The sequence below is a fragment of the Thauera butanivorans genome (genome assembly GCF_048398245.1).
Lineage (GTDB): Bacteria > Pseudomonadota > Gammaproteobacteria > Burkholderiales > Rhodocyclaceae > Thauera > Thauera butanivorans.
Window position 1 is genome coordinate 2001745 of record NZ_CP183038.1, and the last position, 14817, is coordinate 2016561.

The window sequence follows — 14817 nt, forward strand, 5'->3', positions numbered from 1 at the left end:
TTGCCCAGATTGGGGACGATAGTATGGGGACTCAATCAATGGAGCCTGCGCCAGCGCGGGTCGAACAAAAATGAAAGCCCTCTTCGTCCCGGCCATCCGTCTGCTCGACCGCATGAGCTACCCCTTCAAGTTCATGCTGATCATGTTCGTCTGTTTCGTTGCCGCGCTGGCCTTGCTGGCCCAAGTCTATGTCAGCCTACGCCAGAACATGGACGTGGCCGAACGCGAGATCGCCGGCCTCACCCTGTTCGACGCCGGCTTCGACGTGGTCCTGCTGACCCAGCAGCATCGGGGGCTGAGCGCGGGCGTGCTGGGCGGCAGCGCCGAAATGGTGCCTCGGCGGGAGGCGAAGGCAGCAGAACTGCAGGCCGCGCTGGGCAAGCTCGATGCCGCGATCGGGGCCGACCCGCTGTGGCAGCCGCTGCAGGCGCCCTGGGCGCCGATCCGCAGCGAACTGGACCGCCTGGCACGGTCGGCGACCCAACTCGGCGGGCCGGAAAGTTTCCGTGCCCACACCGAGGCGATCGCCCGGCTGCTGCACTGGCTCGGCGACGTTGGTGATGCGTCCGGCCTGGCGCTCGACCCCGATGCCGCGAGTGCGAACCTGATCACGCCGCTGCTGACTTCGCTGCCCGAACTGAGCGAGCGTCTGGGCCAGCTTCGTGCCCGCGGTACCAACATCGTCGCCCGCCACGAACTGCTGCGCAGCGACGAACTTGGCGTGATCGCGCTGCTGGCGGAGATCGGCCGCGCCGAGGCCGATCTGCTCGACCGCCTGGGCCGCGCCGGCAGGGCGAATGCCACGCTTGCGAGCGGGCTCGAGCGCATGCGCGGCGAGATCTCTGCCGCAGTGAGCGGCGTGCGCACGGCGGTGATGCGCGACATCGTCGATCAACAATTCACGATTTCCGCCCCCGCCTATTTCGCTCTCGTCACCGATGCGATCGACGTCGCAGTGCGCAACTTCAACGAAGTACTGCGTCCCCAGGCCGGCAAGCTGCTGCACGAACGGCTCGACCGTCTGTCGGGGCAGCTGCAGCTGCAGATCGTGCTGTCGGTGGTGGCGATGCTGGTTGCGGGTTATCTCTTCATCGGCGTCTATCTCGCCATCCTGCGCTCGGTGCGCGAACTGTCGACCGGCGCCCAGCGCTTCGCCGCCGGCGATTACCGCGATCGCGTCGAGTTTTCGGCGCGCGACGAACTGGCCGAAGTCGCCCAGCAGTTCAACAAGATGGCGGACGAAGTCGCCGTGCTGATCCGCGAGATCCAGCAGGGCGCTTCCCAGCTCGGTTCCTCGGCCAGCGAACTCTCCGGATCGGCCCGGCGCGTCTCCGACGGCTCGGAAACCCAGAGCGAATCGGCCTCCGGCGTGGCCGTGGCGGTCGAGGAAATGACCGTCAGCGTGCAGGAGATCTCCCGCCACGCGGCGACTGCGCAGGAAATGGCCGAGACCTCGGGACGCCTGTCCGAAGAGGGCGGTGCGGTGATGCGCCGCTCGGTCGAGGAAATGGAGCGCATCGCCGATGCGGTCGACCGTTCGGGCGAAGCGATCGGCGAACTGGGCGAGAAGTCCCGTCAGATCACCACGATCGTCGATTCGATCCGCGACATCGCCGACCAGACCAACCTGCTGGCGCTCAACGCGGCGATCGAAGCGGCGCGGGCCGGCGAAACCGGGCGCGGCTTCGCCGTGGTGGCCGACGAGGTGCGCAAGCTCGCCGAACGCACGTCGCTCGCGACGCAGGAAATCGCCAGTATGGTGCAGGCCATCCAGCAGGGCACCGAGCGCGCGGTCGAGACCATGCAGCAGGGCGTGCAGCGCGTGCGCGACGGCGTGGCGCTGAGCAACCAGGCGGGCGAATCGATCGCGCAGATCCACGGCGGTGCGCAGCAGGTGCTGGAGGCGGTGCGCGAGATCACGGTGGCGCTCAACGAACAGAGCCTGGCGAGCAACGAGATCGCGCAGAACGTCGAGCGCATCGCGGCGATGGCGGGCGACAACAGCGTTGCTGCGCACCAGACCACGTCCACCGCCGAGGTGCTGGAGAACCTGGCCGCGACCCTGCGCCAGCAGGTGGGGCGCTTCCAGGTCTGAATACAGGCTGAAGGACACGGCAGGCGGCTCCCGCCGTGTCCTTCAGCGCTTGCGGCTCCTATCCTTGCGCCTGCGCCACTGGCGGATCAGCCAGATCCGCCAGCCCCAGCGGACCGCCAGATAGCCGCTGATCGACAGCGTGGCGGCGAGCAGCACCAGGCCGAGCGCCAGCGGCTTGCCGAGTCCCGCCATCCAGTCGATCAGGGCGGGAATCCAGGCCGAGAAGCGCATGCCCTCGAGTTCGGGCGGGGCAACGAAGTCCGTGCCGTTCAGGCCCATCACCAGGCTGCCGAAACCGTAGGCGAGCACGTACAGCGGCACGATCGTCAGCGGATTGGTGTAGAGCGTGGTCAGCAGCGCCAGCGGCAGATTGACCCGGAAGGCCACGCACATGATGGAGGCGCCGAGCATCTGCAGCGGGCCGGGAATCAAACCGCAGAAAAGGCCCACTGCCACGGCGCCGGCCGCGGAGTGGCGGTTGAGGTGCCACAGCCGCGGATGCAGCAGCGTGGACGAGAACGGCCTCAGCCAGCGGTTCTGGCGAATGCTTTCGTGGTCCGGCAGGAAGTTCTTGAGTCGTTTGCGCATGGTGTTCGAGGCGCGAAAGTGTAGCAGCGGAGCGCGGATGCCGCGCGGCACGCCGGGTGCGATTCGGTAAGCAGATACGAAGAGTTGGCTGTGATTGCCATCGTCATGATGGCGATGGCAATATCTGAAGCCATGAGAGTGCTTGCCATGTCCTTCGCTGGAGGTGTCGTGCTGCTGCAGGGGCAAGCGCAGTTGCCCGATATCGCGATGATCGGCCTGGCTGCGGCAGTCTTCGCGTCGTTGTGGGTAATCGGCAGGCATTTCATTGGCAGCAAGGCCGGAGAAGTGGGCCGAGCACGTGCCGTGTGGGGCTTTGTGCGTGGTTCTGCAGCGATCGGGCTCGCCTTCGTGCTGGGTTTCGGCTGGGCGGCGCTGCGTGCGGACTGGCGGCTGGCGGACGAATTGCGCGGCGATCTCGAAGGCGTCGATATCGAACTGACGGGATATGTCGCCGATCTGCCGCAAGCACTGGATGAAGGCGTACGCTTCCGCTTCGAGCCGGATGCGGCGGTCGAAGGCGTGCCCGGCAAGCTGCTGCTGTCGTGGTACAGGCCGCGCGGCAGCACCGAGGCGCCGCCGGCGGTGAAGCCGGGAGAACGCTGGCGCTTCACCGTGCGGCTCAAGCGTCCCCACGGCTTTCACAATCCCGGTGGTTTCGACTACGAAGCCTGGCTGCTGGAGCGCGAACTGCGTGCGACCGGTTACGTGCGCAGTGGTGCCCGGCGCCTGGAGGCAGTAGATATCAGGGCGATGGACGCGGTGCACCGGCTGCGCGATGCCGTGCGCGAGCGATTCACCGCCGTACTCGGCGATGCGCCCCATGGCGGCATCCTGGTGGCGCTGGTGATCGGCGACCAGCGCGGCATCCCATCCGAGCAATGGGAAAGCTTCCGCCGCACGGGCCTCAGTCATCTCGTCGCAATATCCGGAATGCACATAACGTTGGTTGCCACCGTCATGGGTGCGGCGCTTGGCGGCGTGTGGCGCAGACTACCGTGGTTGGTGCTGCGCTGCCCGGTGCGCAGGGTGCAGGCGCTGGCGGCGGTGCTGGCCGGCACCGGCTATGCCTTGCTGGCGGGAATGGGCATTCCGGTGCAGCGTGCGCTGATCATGCTGTTCGTGGTCGCCATCGCAGTGTACCGTGGCCGTTCCATCCTGCCTTCGCGGGTGCTGGTGCTGGCCTTGCTCGCGGTACTGGTCACCGACCCCTGGGCCTGCCTGTCGGCGGGTTTCTGGCTGTCCTTCGGCGCGGTGGCGGCGATCGGCTTCGTGCTGGGCGGGCGGCAGCACGGCGCGATCGGCTGGCGTGCCGCGGTACGTGTCCAGCTCGGCATCAGCCTCGCACTGCTGCCCTTGCTGGTGCTGCTGTTCCAGGCGCTGCCGCTGCTGTCGCCGGTGGCGAATGCGCTGGCGATTCCGCTGGTGAACTTCGTCATCACGCCGCTCGCGCTGCTAGCAGCGCTGTTGCCGCTGGATTTCCTGCTGCACTGGGGCCACATGGCGACGGTGCTGCTGATGGTCTGGGTCGAATGGCTGGCCGCGTTCGAGCCCGGCTACTGGCGCCAGCCCGCGCCGCCGATGTGGCTCGGGATGCTGGCGATGCTTGCGGTGGCCGGGGCGATGCTGCCGCGCGGCACGCCGGGCAGGCTGGCGGCGCTGGCCGTCCTTGCCGCCTTGCTTGTATGGCCGCCGCCACGTCCCGAGGCCGGCGGCTTCGTCGTGCGGGTGCTGGACGTGGGGCAGGGGCTGGCGGTGCATGTGCAGACCGCGAGCCATGATCTGTTGTTCGATACCGGTCCGCCTTATGGCGCGCATGCCGATGCCGGCAGCCGGGTCGTGCTGCCTTATCTGCAGGCCCTCGGCGTGAGAAGTCTCGACGGCGTGGTGCTGTCGCACGACGACAGCGACCACGTCGGCGGCGCGCGCAGCATAGCCGGGGCACTGGACGTGGAGCGCTGGTGGTCGTCCGGGGAGGCGGCGGCGATTGCCGGTGATGTGGCAATGGTCACCCCGTGTGTGTCGGGGATGCGCTGGAACTGGGACGGTGTGGAGTTCGCCTTCCTGCACCCGGACGGCGAGGCGCCGCGGCCTGCCGGCGGGCGGCACGACAACGACCGCTCCTGCGTGCTGCGCGTGGCCAATCCGGCGGGTGTGCTGCTGTTGCTGGGCGATGTCGAATCTGCGGGCGAGCAGGCGATGCTGGCGCGCCACGGCGAGGCTGCGCTGGCGGCCGACGTGGTGGTGAGCGGGCATCACGGCAGCCGCTCGTCCTCGTCCGCCGCGCTGGTGGATGCCACGCTGCCGCAGGCGGTGATCCATTCGGTGGGGCATCGCAACACTTTCGGCCATCCGCACCCCCAGGTATGGGCGCGCTGGGCGGCTGCCGGCGCGCGCAACTGGCGCACCGACAGCCAGGGGGCGGTGGAGGCGGTGTTCGCGGCCGACGCCGATGCGGGAGTGGGCCTGAGGGCACAGCGTCTGCGCGAGCCGCGCTACTGGCACGGCCGATGATCCCGCGGCACGATGCTAGACTGCCCCGGAAGCGACTATCCGAGGAGCCCATCATGTCCCTGTTCTCCGAACTCAGCCGCGCATTCGAAGCGCCGACCCCGCCGCGCCGCCCGAAACATGGCGTGCGCGAGCGCCGCGTGCAATGCATCGGCCCGCACGGGCTGCATCGCATGGCCTATACCGAATGGGGCGACGTAGACAATCCGCGCGTGCTGGTCTGCGTCCATGGGCTGACGCGCAACGGACGCGACTTCGACGACCTGGCGCAGGCGCTGGCGGACGATTTCCGCGTCGTCTGCCCCGACGTGGTCGGACGCGGGCGCAGCGACTGGCTGGGCGTGAAGGAGGACTACGGCTTCCCGCTCTACGTGTCGGACATGATCGCGCTGATCGCACGCCTGAACGTCGAGCAGGTCGATTGGGTCGGCACTTCGATGGGCGGCATCATCGGCATGCTGGTCGCCAGCCTGCCGCACTCGCCGATCCGGCGGCTGGTGCTGAACGACGTCGGCCCGCTGATCACCGCGGTGTCGCTGCAGCGCATCGGCCCTTATGTCGGCACGGCACCGCGCTTCGCCACGATGGAAGAGGCGGAAGCCTGGATCCGCGAGGTCAGCACGCCGTTCGGGCCGCTGACCGACGAGCAGTGGCGCCATCTGACCAATTACTCGGTGCGCCCGGTCGGGGGGCCGGATGGCGGCTTCGTCATGATCTACGATCCGGCGATCGGCGAGGTCTTCCGCGCCACGCCGGCGACCGAGGACATCGACATGTGGCCGGTGTACGAGCGCATCGGCTGCCCGACGCTGGCCCTGCGCGGCGCCGAATCCGACCTGCTGGAACGATCGACGCTGGAAGCGATGGCACAGCGGGGACCGTGCGCGAAGATCGTCGAGTTCGAAGGCGTGGGCCATGCGCCGATGCTGATGGATCCGGAACAGATCCGCGTCGTCGGCGACTTCCTGAAATCGAGCTGACGGCGGCTTTGGGTGCGCTCCGCCGCGCCCGGCCGCCGTGCCTTACCAGCCGGGGTTCAGGCGCTTCGCTTCGGCGATCTCGGCGCGGATCGTGCGATAGTGCTCGAAGCGGCGCGGCGCGATGCGGCCGCCGGCCAGCGCTTCGAGCAGGGCGCAGCCCGGTTCGGCTTCGTGCCGGCAGTCGCGGAAGCGGCATTGGCCCAGCAGCGGACGAAACTCGATGAAGCTCTCGGCCAGTTCATCGGCACTCACGTGAGCGAGGCCGAACACCTGCAGGCCGGGGCTGTCGATGAGCCAGCCTGCACCTTCTTCCGATTCTGCTTCGTCGATGGGCGGCGCGCTCAGGGGGTACAAGCGGGCGAAAGTGGTGGTGTGCTTGCCCGAATCCAGCGCCTCGGATATTTCGCGGGTGGCAGCCTGGGCGTCCGGGATCAGCGCGTTGGTCAGCGTCGATTTGCCCATGCCGGACTGGCCGACGAGGATGGACTGCAGGCCCGCCAGGCGCTCGCGCAGGCCGGCCGCGCCCTGCAGGGCGGAAATTTCGATCACTTCGTAGCCGAGGGCGCGGAAGGGCGCGAGCTGGGTGCGCGCCGCATCCAGCCTGTCGCCCAGGTCGGCCTTGTTGAGGACGATGATCGGCGTGATGTCCTGGCTTTCCGCGGCGACGATGCAGCGCGACACCAGCAGATCGGAAAAGCCCGGCTCGGTGGCGACGACGATCAGGATGTGGCTCAGGTTGGCCGCGATCAGCTTCTCGCGGAAGGCGTCGGAACGCCACAGCAGGTTGCGGCGCGAAACCAGCGAGTCGATGACGCCCTGGCCGTCGCCGCCCGGCGTGATGCGGACGCGGTCGCCGCAGGCGAAGCTGCTCTTCTTGCCGCGGGTGTAGCATTGCAGCCGGCCCTCGGTGGTGGCGACTTCGTAGTGCCGGCCGAAGGCGGCGACGATGAGGCCGTCGATCGTGGCGTCATTGCCCTTCTTGCGCTGCTGTTTTCCGTGGCTCACTTAAACTTGTAGTAGTGCTGGTTGAGGTAGGCGGCGAGGTGCTGCTCGTCCTCGGGGAAGAGGTCGAGATTGAGCATCGTCGTACAGGTGGTGATCTGCTGGGCCAGCGCGCTGGCGGTGGTGACGCGGCGCTCGAAGCGGGTGTAGATCTCGGCGCCGTCTTCGCCGCCGAATTGCCTGGCGTGGCATTCGACGCAGTGCTTCGCGTGCATCGCCTTGCCCTCGACGGGGTCGCCGTCGGGGAAGGGGTCTGCGTTTGCGGACAGCGCTGCGGCAGCTAGCAGGCCAGCCGTGGCGCCTTTCAACGGGGCGATGCGAAGCAGTGATCGGGTGTTCATTTTTCGTCTCCTCCGGTTGGGGCTGGGCTACAGGGATTGCAGGCGGGCGACGCGTATTGCCGCAGGCGGGTGCGAATCGAAGAAGCGCGAATACAGCGGGTCGGGCGTCAGCGTCGAGGCGTTGTCGCGGTACAGCTTCACCAGCGCGCTGACGAGGTCGGCTGCCCGCGTTTGCTGTGCGGCATAGGCGTCGGCCTCGAACTCGTGCACCCGCGACCAGTGGCTCATCAGCGGCCCCAGCGGAAAGGTGAACACCGGCAGCGCCAGGAAGAACAGCGCCAGTGCGGTGGCACTGTCGGTCGCCTCGGCGCCGAGGCCGGCGAAGAACCAGGGCTGCCCGGCCAGCCAGCCGAGCAGGGCGAGCAGGGCGAGGCTGGCGGGGGCGATGATGGCGAAGCGCTTGACGATGTGGCGGTGGCGGAAATGCCCCAGTTCGTGTGCCAGCACCGCCTCGACTTCATCGGCGTTCAGCTTGTCGAGCAGGGTGTCGAAGAACACGATCCGCTTCGAGGCGCCGAAGCCGGTGAAATAGGCATTGCCGTGGGCCGAGCGGCGCGAGCCGTCCATGACGAACAGGCCCTGCGACTTGAAGCCGCAGCGCGCCAGCAGGCCTTCGACCCGGGCCTTCAGTGCCTCGTCCGCCAGCGGCGTGAAACGGTTGAACAGCGGCGCGATGAAAGTCGGCCACACCAGCATCACGAGCAGGTTGAACACCATCCAGAAAACCCACACCCACAGCCACCACAGGCTGCCCATCGCCGATGCCAGCCACAGCAGCACGGCCAGCAGCGGCAGGCCGATGACGGCGGCCAGCACCGCCTCGCGCGCGCTGTCGGCGGCAAACAGCGCCGGCGTCATGCGGTTGAAACCGAAGCGCTTCTCGATGACGAAGGTGCGCAGCAGCACGAAGGGCAGGTCCACCAGCCAGCCCAGCACGCCCAGCGCGGCGAGCAGGGCGACGCCGTGCGCGATGCCGCCGGGCGCAAGCACGGCCGACCAGGCGTCGTGGATCGCCTGCAGGCCGCCGCCCAGCGTCAGCAGCAGCACGAAGGCCGCGCTGACGGCGATCTCGGCCATCCTCAGCCGCGTTCGTGCGGTGGTGTAGTCGGCCGCGCGCTGGTGCGAGCTCAACGGAATGGATTCGGCGAAGGCCGGCGGAACGCTGTCGCGGCAGGCCTGCACGTGGTTGATCTGGCGGCGCATCAGGCCCGTCCTGACGGCCAGGCTCAGCAGCAGCAAGGCGACGAAGAGGACGGCAAGGCCGTTGGCGAGGGAAGAAAGGGTATCGGCTTGCATGGGGCGGTCGTCGGTGTGTAAGGAGGGCGGGGCGGCGGGGTGCAGGCCCGTTCTATGACACAATCGCGCCCTCTAATGTTTCGCATGAACACGACAGGAAGGCGCACGGATTATGGCACAGGACCCGAATACGCTGATATGGCTGGACATGGAGATGACCGGCCTCGAACCGGACCGCGATCGCATCATCGAGATCGCCATCGTCCTGACCGACGAAAAGCTCGAAACCATTGCCGAAGCCCCGGTGATCACCGTGCACCAGCCCGATTCGGTACTGGACGCGATGGACGACTGGAACAAGAACACCCACGGCAAATCCGGCCTGATCGACCGCGTGCGCGCCTCGACCGTGTCCGAGGCCGAAGCCGAAGCACGCATGCTCGCGTTCCTGAAGGAATGGGTGCCGGCGCGGACTTCGCCGATGTGCGGCAACTCGGTATGCCAGGACCGCCGCTTCCTCGCGCGCTGGATGCCGCAGTTCGAGGAATGGTTCCACTACCGCAACCTGGATGTATCGACGCTGAAGGAACTGGCCAAGCGCTGGCGGCCGGAAGTGTATGCCGGAGTCAAGAAGGCGGGTGCGCATACCGCGCTGGCCGACATTCAGGAGTCGATCGCGGAACTGCGGCATTACCGCGATACTTTCCTGCGGCTGGATTGAAAGTCCGGGCGTGAAGCACCGTTTCGGCATCATCGTGGATGGGGGGCGGCGTTTCTGGCGTCGCCACCGTCGCCTGATCCTGATCCTGATCGCGGTCAGCCTGTTCTTTTCGGTGCTGGGGTACTTCGCCGCACCGGTCGCGCTGCCGGGAATGTGCATGGTTTATGGGTGAGTGGAGCGATCCGGTCATGTCTCTTGCCTCGTCATCCGGGCCCGTAGCTCCCTGGCCTGAAATTTCTCCGCCGCTGGCGCCGCGCGAGGAACATGAGATCCGGCAGCTCGGGCGCACGCGCATCGATGCCTATGCCTGGATGAAATTCATCCCGCAGTCCGGCTCGCGCACCTTGGAGCAGTTGCCCCCGCCGCTGCGCGAACACCTGGAAGCCGAGATGAGCTATGCGCGGGAGGTGCTGCGTCCGCTGGGGCCCGGCATCGAGGAGTTTCGCGCCCGCATGGCGGCCAGGGCGCCCGAGATCAGCGAACCGCTGCCCAGATCGGACAAAGGCTGGTGCTACAGCTTCAGGCTTCCCGCCGGCCGTTCGCACCGGGTTTTTTCCCGTGCGGGGCCGGACGGGTAGGAACAGTTTCTCTTCGACGAGGCCGAGCGCGCACGCGGCCACGCTTACTATCGCGCCACCGGTCACCAGCACAGCCCGGACGACCGCTACTTCGCCTGGGCGGAGGACGTGGTCGGCGACGATCGCCACCGCATCTGCCTGCTCGACCTGCACAGCGGCATCGTCCGCACCGTGGTGCGGGCCGATGCGTTCGGCTATGGCGGTTTCACCTTCTCGCCGTCGTCCCGCCATTTGTTCTGGATCTGGCGCGATGCGCACAGCCGCCCGGCGCGCCTGTATCGCTCGCCCGTAGAGGGCGGCGAGGCGGTGCTGGTGTACGAGGAACACGATCCCGCCATCTTCATGCAGGTGGCCCGCACGGCGGCCGGCGGCTTCGTCGCGCTGACGCTCGGCGGCCCCGACGTGAGCGAGGTCCGCCTGATCGCCGCCGATGCCGAAACCGCCCCGGCGCGCATCGTGCAGCCGCGCCAGCGCGGCATCCGCTACGAAGTGGATGAGTGGGGCGACGCGCTGCTGATGCTGACGGACGCCGACGGGGCCATCGACCGCAAGCTGTTGAGCCTCGACCCGACGACCTTCACCGTCCGGCGCGAACTGGTGCCGCACCGTGCCGGTGTGCCGATCGTCGCCGTTCTGCCCTTCGCCGACGTACTGGTACGGCTCGAACGCGCGGAGGGCCTGCATCGCCTGGTGCTGATGCAGGCCGGCGGCCAGGAGGTGACGGTCGCTTTCGACGAACCGGCCTACGCCATCGAACTCGCCCCCGCCCAGCGCTACGAGGCCCGGCAGGTGCGCATCGTGCACCAGGCGCCGGCCAGCCCGCCGCGCTGGATCGACGTCGGCCTTGCCGATGGGAAATGCACGGTCTTCGGGCAGGAGCGCCTGAGCGGCTTCGACCCCGCGGCGTACCGGGTGGAGCGCCTGCACGCGCGCGCAGACGATGGGGAAACCATCCCCATCACGGTGCTTTCCCGCCGGGATGCGGCGGTGGCTGAGCCGCTGCCGCTGCTGCTCACCGGGTATGGCGCCTATGGCATCTCCAGCGAGCCGCGTTTCTCCCTGCCCGCGACCGTGCTGGTCGATGCCGGGTTTCGCTATGTCATCGCGCACGTGCGCGGCGGCGCGGAAAAAGGCGGGCGCTGGTATTGGGACGGGTGCCGCATGAACAAGCGCAACTCGATGACCGATTTCATCGCCTGCGCGCGGCATCTGCGGGAGATCGGTTATGCCGCGCCGGGCGGGATCGTGGCCCAGGGCGTGTCGGCGGGTGGGCTGCTGGTGTGCGGCGCCATGAACATGGCGCCGCAACTGTGGGCCGGTGTGATCGCGCAGGTGCCTTTCGTCGACATGCTCAACACCATGAGTGATGCCGACCACCCGCTGGTGCCGCTGCTGCGTCCGGATTGGGGCGATCCGCTCGCCGATCCCCAGGCTTACGACTACATCGCCGGCATCTCGCCCTATGAGAACGTGCAACCGGCGGCCTACCCGCCGGTGCTGTGCACCGCCGGCTTGAAGGACGACCGCGTGCCCTACTGGGAGCCGGCGAAACTGGTGGCGAACATCCGCCACCACGCCACGGGTGGCAACCCGGCCGTGCTGGTGCTGAATCATCGAGTACACCAGCGGCACCATCGCGAACTCGGTGATGCCTGCTGCCAAGCGCCCGATGAAGAACAGCGGGAAATTGGGCGCGAGCGCGCTCAGCACCATCATCGCGGTCGATGCCAGGATCAGGCACAGCAGCACCCCCTTGCGCGAGAAACGATCCGCGAAACGCGCCAGCGGCACGGCCAGCGCACTGCCGACCAGCACGCCTGCCAGCCCCTGCAGCGCGCCCAGGGTGGCATCGCCGACGCCGAAGCTGCTCTGGATGGCGGAGAGAGAGATGGCCTGCAGGCCCATGTCGCTCATCTGCACGCCGGCAGTGATGCCCAGCAACGCAACCGTGAATAGCGCCTGGATCAAGCAGGCGATGGGGTTCAGGCAGTTCAGTGTGCGCGGGCTGGCACCGGTCAACGGTGAGTGGAACCTGGTGTGTCTGGCGTCGAACCTGCGCCGAATGCATCGATTGGGCTGGGTTGCGGCCTGATCAGGGCGCGTGGGGAGCCCACAGAAACGCCGCGCGAGTGCATGGGGCGGTATCGAAGTGACCGGCGAGCCACATCAAGCGCATGCCAGACCCCGGACGTGGTCATTGACCCCTCGGTTTGGCGGAAATATCGAGTCGAAATCTTCTACCGCCACGCTCCTAGAGTCGATCGAAGAAGAGGGTGGGGGAAAGGCTGGTGCGTCCAGTCCTTGGGTTTGTTGCGACGCTGTTCCGCATAGGCTGCGGATTTTATATGTAATCGAGAATTATTTACAAAATCATCGAAAAGTCTGCCATGCGGACAAGGGGCTGCATCAGCCGGCGTGGCTTGAAGCCCATGAAGTGCAACTCTGGATGCGGCACCCTGGCCGTTCTACAGAGGGAGCGGGTCAGGGGCTTGAAGCCGAAGGGGCACGCCGGTTTCAAGAAGGCTGATACCGATCAAAGCCGAAGCACGTCATTCACGCCGGCGGACAAGGCCGGCAGCAGCGACTTTGGAGGCTGGCACCCGGTGGCGCAAGCCTCGAAGCGGCGGAGGGTAGGTGCACGTTTCCCCTCTCAGGGCAGCTCCCGCCTCAACAGCACGAAATGCTCCGCCCGCCGCCCCGCGCCGCGCTGGAATTCCCACACGGCCTGCCATTCGGGGGCGAGCGGTGTCTTCAGGGGCGCATCATCCATCATCAGCAGCAGCGGGCAGGGGGTGCTGTCGTCGATGATGCGTTCGGTGCGCAGGTCGGCGAAATAGTCGAGCGAGGTTTTCACGTGCGCCGGCAGGCCGGTGGTGGCGATGCAGGCGCCGGGGCTGGTTTCCCGTTCGCCGGTGACGGCGATGTCGAGCGAGCGAACCATTTCGCGGTAGCTGCGGCCGTTGTCGAACCAGGGCATCAGCAGTACCACAGCCAGGCACCACAGCATGGTCAGGCCGATGGCCCAGTTGGCGGGGGCGCGCGAGCTGGAGCGCGGCAGCTTCCACAGCAGGGCGATCCAGATCAGGCTGATCACCGCGCCGAGCACGGCCTGGAAGACCGGATCGGGCAGCACGAAATCGGGGGCGTTGCGGGCGACGTGGCGGGCGAGGCCGGGCGGCCAGCCTGCGGATTGGGCGGACCAGGCGAGCCAGACGAGGATGCCGAACACCGCCAGGCTCATCAGCGAGAACCAGTCGAGTGCATTGGCCGCGCCGCGTCGCAGGCTGGGCACGCCGCCGGCGGCGAGCAGTGCCATGGCGGGCAGGATGGGCAGTGCTGCGGCCTGGGAAAGGTCGCCGGCAGCGGCGAAGACCGCGATCATCAGCAGCGCGCTCAGGCCCGGCAGCAGCCAGCGCAGGTCGCCCAGCGTGCGTCGGCCGCGCCATAGGCTCCACAGCGCGATGGGCCACAGCGGCCAGGTGAACCAGCCGAACAGCTCGAGCCCGCGCACGATTTCGCCGGCCGCCAGCGGCGAACTGCCGAGACGGGCCCATTCCGTGCGCAGCCACAGGTTCAGCAGCTCGGGCTGGTGGAGATGGACGGCCAGCGGCCACAGCGCCGACAGTGTGAGGGCGAGGCACAGCCCCAGCAGCAGGGCGCCGCTGGCGCGCGGGTTGCGGCAGTCGCTGCTGAACAGCATGATCAGCGGGAACAGCGGTGCGGTCAGCAGCAGCCCGCCGAGGCCGGCGGCGAGAAAGGCCAGGGCGCTGCCGAGGCCGGCGAGCAGGGCACCGCTGAGAGGGGATTGCGGCACGCGCGACAGGCCGCGCAGCGTCAGCGCGACCATTGCCACGAGGGCGAGCAGGGGTTGGGTTTCGTGAGCGTGGAGAACGAGGCCGAGCGCGCCCAGCATCAGCAGCGCGCCGGGGGTGCGCGCCGGCCGGCCGTACAGCGCTTCCGCCGTGCGGGCGGAGAAATACACGCCCAGCGCGACGAAGAGTGCGCTCGCCAGGCGGGCACCTTCGTGCAGCGCGAGAAAACCGCTGCTGGCCCAGGCCAGCAGGGCGCCGGTCCAGTAATACAGCGGCGGATAGTCGGGCAGCGCTTCGCCGGCCAGCATCGGGAACAGCCAGCCTTCGCCCTGCAGCATGCTCAGGATCGGCCCGAAATGGCGGGCGTCGTCGCCGCGCCAGGGATCGTGTCCGGCCAGGCCGACGAGCAGGTAGAGGCCGACCAGCAGCGTGATGCCGAGCGTGCCGTAGATACGGCGCTGCAACAGGGAGGACGTTTCGGATTCTCGAATCATGCGCGCATTGTGGGGCGGAGTGCTCCGGCAGGCAAAGGCGGTGGCTCGAAGCCGGGTTGGGCCTCGAGCTGAACGATGGTTTCGACGATAAAAAAGGCAGCCGCGGCTGCCTTTTTTGCGATGTGCCGCGAGTCCGACTGAGCGGAGGGCACGAATCCGGCTGTGCAGCCGCGATCAGTTGGCGCGCTGGACGGTGCCGTACTTCTGGCGGAAGCGCTCGACGCGGCCGGCGGTGTCGACGATCTTCTGCTTGCCGGTGTAGAACGGGTGGCAGGCGGAGCAGACTTCGACGTGGTACTGGGGCTTGCCGACGGTGGAGCGGGTGGTGAAGGTGTTGCCGCAGGAGCAGGTCACGTTCACGTCTTCATATTTCGGATGGATGTCCGCTTTCATGGTGTCTTCCTGATGCGCGCGGGCGGCGGTTGTGACCGCCCTGAGTGGTAAAGAGGCGGAATTATCCGC

Annotated in this window: 12 protein-coding genes and 3 pseudogenes; 8 read left to right on the forward strand and 7 right to left on the reverse strand. The window is 67.7% G+C overall.

Annotation, left to right across the window (positions count from 1 at the left end):
- The first annotated feature begins 70 nt into the window (after nucleotides 1-70).
- Nucleotides 71-2095 (forward strand): methyl-accepting chemotaxis protein, encoded by a 2025-nt coding sequence (locus ACNQFN_RS09675; protein ID WP_418648675.1) that lies wholly within the window; start codon nucleotides 71-73, stop codon nucleotides 2093-2095.
- Nucleotides 2096-2137: 42 nt separating this feature from the next.
- Here ACNQFN_RS09675 and ACNQFN_RS09680 read toward each other — a convergent pair whose 3' ends face one another.
- Complete coding sequence (locus ACNQFN_RS09680) at nucleotides 2138-2683, reverse strand: DUF2062 domain-containing protein (protein WP_418648676.1); 546 nt, start codon at nucleotides 2681-2683, stop codon at nucleotides 2138-2140.
- 147 nt (nucleotides 2684-2830) lie between these two features.
- On the opposite strand from ACNQFN_RS09680, the gene ACNQFN_RS09685 reads away from it, so the two are divergent.
- Nucleotides 2831-5194, forward strand: coding sequence for a DNA internalization-related competence protein ComEC/Rec2 (locus ACNQFN_RS09685; RefSeq protein WP_083953638.1), 2364 nt, complete (start codon nucleotides 2831-2833; stop codon nucleotides 5192-5194).
- 53 nt (nucleotides 5195-5247) lie between these two features.
- Nucleotides 5248-6171, forward strand: coding sequence for an alpha/beta fold hydrolase (locus ACNQFN_RS09690; protein ID WP_068637628.1), 924 nt, complete (start codon nucleotides 5248-5250; stop codon nucleotides 6169-6171).
- Nucleotides 6172-6213: 42 nt separating this feature from the next.
- Here the strand turns inward: ACNQFN_RS09690 and rsgA are convergent, their stop codons facing one another.
- From rsgA to ACNQFN_RS09705, 3 genes are read right to left on the reverse strand one after another with little or no spacing between them, the layout of a single operon-like run.
- Nucleotides 6214-7131, reverse strand: coding sequence for a ribosome small subunit-dependent GTPase A (gene rsgA, locus ACNQFN_RS09695; protein ID WP_068637675.1), 918 nt, complete (start codon nucleotides 7129-7131; stop codon nucleotides 6214-6216).
- Nucleotides 7132-7172: 41 nt separating this feature from the next.
- Nucleotides 7173-7514 (reverse strand): cytochrome c, encoded by a 342-nt coding sequence (locus ACNQFN_RS09700; RefSeq protein WP_217999632.1) that lies wholly within the window; start codon nucleotides 7512-7514, stop codon nucleotides 7173-7175.
- A 27-nt stretch (nucleotides 7515-7541) separates the two neighbouring features.
- Entirely contained in the window at nucleotides 7542-8810 is a 1269-nt protein-coding gene (locus tag ACNQFN_RS09705; protein WP_068637630.1) for a M48 family metallopeptidase, read from the reverse strand.
- A 112-nt stretch (nucleotides 8811-8922) separates the two neighbouring features.
- Here ACNQFN_RS09705 and orn point away from each other — a divergent pair, with 112 nt between their 5' ends.
- From orn to ACNQFN_RS09725, 4 genes and pseudogenes are all read left to right on the forward strand, one after another.
- The gene (orn, locus tag ACNQFN_RS09710) at nucleotides 8923-9471 is read left to right on the forward strand and encodes an oligoribonuclease (RefSeq protein WP_068637631.1); all 549 of its coding nucleotides are present in this window, start codon (nucleotides 8923-8925) and stop codon (nucleotides 9469-9471) included.
- Nucleotides 9472-9481: 10 nt separating this feature from the next.
- A complete protein-coding gene (locus ACNQFN_RS09715; RefSeq protein ID WP_169802976.1) occupies nucleotides 9482-9643 on the forward strand; it encodes a hypothetical protein in 162 nt (53 codons plus the stop codon).
- A 16-nt stretch (nucleotides 9644-9659) separates the two neighbouring features.
- Nucleotides 9660-10049, forward strand: coding sequence for a hypothetical protein (locus ACNQFN_RS09720; protein WP_418648677.1), 390 nt, complete (start codon nucleotides 9660-9662; stop codon nucleotides 10047-10049).
- Between the two features lie 12 nt (nucleotides 10050-10061).
- Nucleotides 10062-11603: pseudogene (locus tag ACNQFN_RS09725) on the forward strand (prolyl oligopeptidase family serine peptidase); the annotation flags it as partial.
- A 111-nt stretch (nucleotides 11604-11714) separates the two neighbouring features.
- On the opposite strand, the pseudogene ACNQFN_RS09730 reads toward ACNQFN_RS09725, so the two are convergent.
- Nucleotides 11715-11963: pseudogene (locus ACNQFN_RS09730) on the reverse strand (MFS transporter); the annotation flags it as partial.
- 49 nt (nucleotides 11964-12012) lie between these two features.
- Between ACNQFN_RS09730 and ACNQFN_RS09735 the strand changes: the two are divergent.
- A pseudogene (locus tag ACNQFN_RS09735) lies at nucleotides 12013-12141 on the forward strand (transposase); the annotation flags it as partial.
- A 558-nt stretch (nucleotides 12142-12699) separates the two neighbouring features.
- On the opposite strand, the gene ACNQFN_RS09740 reads toward ACNQFN_RS09735, so the two are convergent.
- Together ACNQFN_RS09740 and rpmE are read right to left on the reverse strand one after the other, a co-directional pair.
- Nucleotides 12700-14355, reverse strand: coding sequence for an ArnT family glycosyltransferase (locus tag ACNQFN_RS09740; protein ID WP_418648678.1), 1656 nt, complete (start codon nucleotides 14353-14355; stop codon nucleotides 12700-12702).
- 174 nt (nucleotides 14356-14529) lie between these two features.
- Nucleotides 14530-14748 carry a 50S ribosomal protein L31 gene (gene rpmE / locus ACNQFN_RS09745; protein WP_068637635.1) on the reverse strand — a complete coding sequence of 73 codons (219 nt, stop codon included), beginning with the start codon at nucleotides 14746-14748 and terminating at the stop codon, nucleotides 14530-14532.
- Between the last annotated feature and the right edge of the window lie 69 nt (nucleotides 14749-14817).

Excerpts from the sequence above, each read along its gene's own strand:
- ACNQFN_RS09685 (WP_083953638.1), top strand. The coding sequence starts at position 2,831 with ATGTCCTTCGCTGGAGGTGTCGTGCTGCTGCAGGGGCAAGCGCAGTTG.
- ACNQFN_RS09680 (WP_418648676.1), bottom strand. The coding sequence starts at position 2,683 with ATGCGCAAACGACTCAAGAACTTCCTGCCGGACCACGAAAGCATTCGC.
- ACNQFN_RS09675 (WP_418648675.1), top strand. The coding sequence starts at position 71 with ATGAAAGCCCTCTTCGTCCCGGCCATCCGTCTGCTCGACCGCATGAGC.
- orn (WP_068637631.1), top strand. The coding sequence starts at position 8,923 with ATGGCACAGGACCCGAATACGCTGATATGGCTGGACATGGAGATGACC.
- ACNQFN_RS09720 (WP_418648677.1), top strand. The coding sequence starts at position 9,660 with ATGTCTCTTGCCTCGTCATCCGGGCCCGTAGCTCCCTGGCCTGAAATT.
- rpmE (WP_068637635.1), bottom strand. The coding sequence starts at position 14,748 with ATGAAAGCGGACATCCATCCGAAATATGAAGACGTGAACGTGACCTGC.
- ACNQFN_RS09700 (WP_217999632.1), bottom strand. The coding sequence starts at position 7,514 with ATGAACACCCGATCACTGCTTCGCATCGCCCCGTTGAAAGGCGCCACG.
- ACNQFN_RS09705 (WP_068637630.1), bottom strand. The coding sequence starts at position 8,810 with ATGCAAGCCGATACCCTTTCTTCCCTCGCCAACGGCCTTGCCGTCCTC.
- ACNQFN_RS09740 (WP_418648678.1), bottom strand. The coding sequence starts at position 14,355 with ATGATTCGAGAATCCGAAACGTCCTCCCTGTTGCAGCGCCGTATCTAC.
- ACNQFN_RS09690 (WP_068637628.1), top strand. The coding sequence starts at position 5,248 with ATGTCCCTGTTCTCCGAACTCAGCCGCGCATTCGAAGCGCCGACCCCG.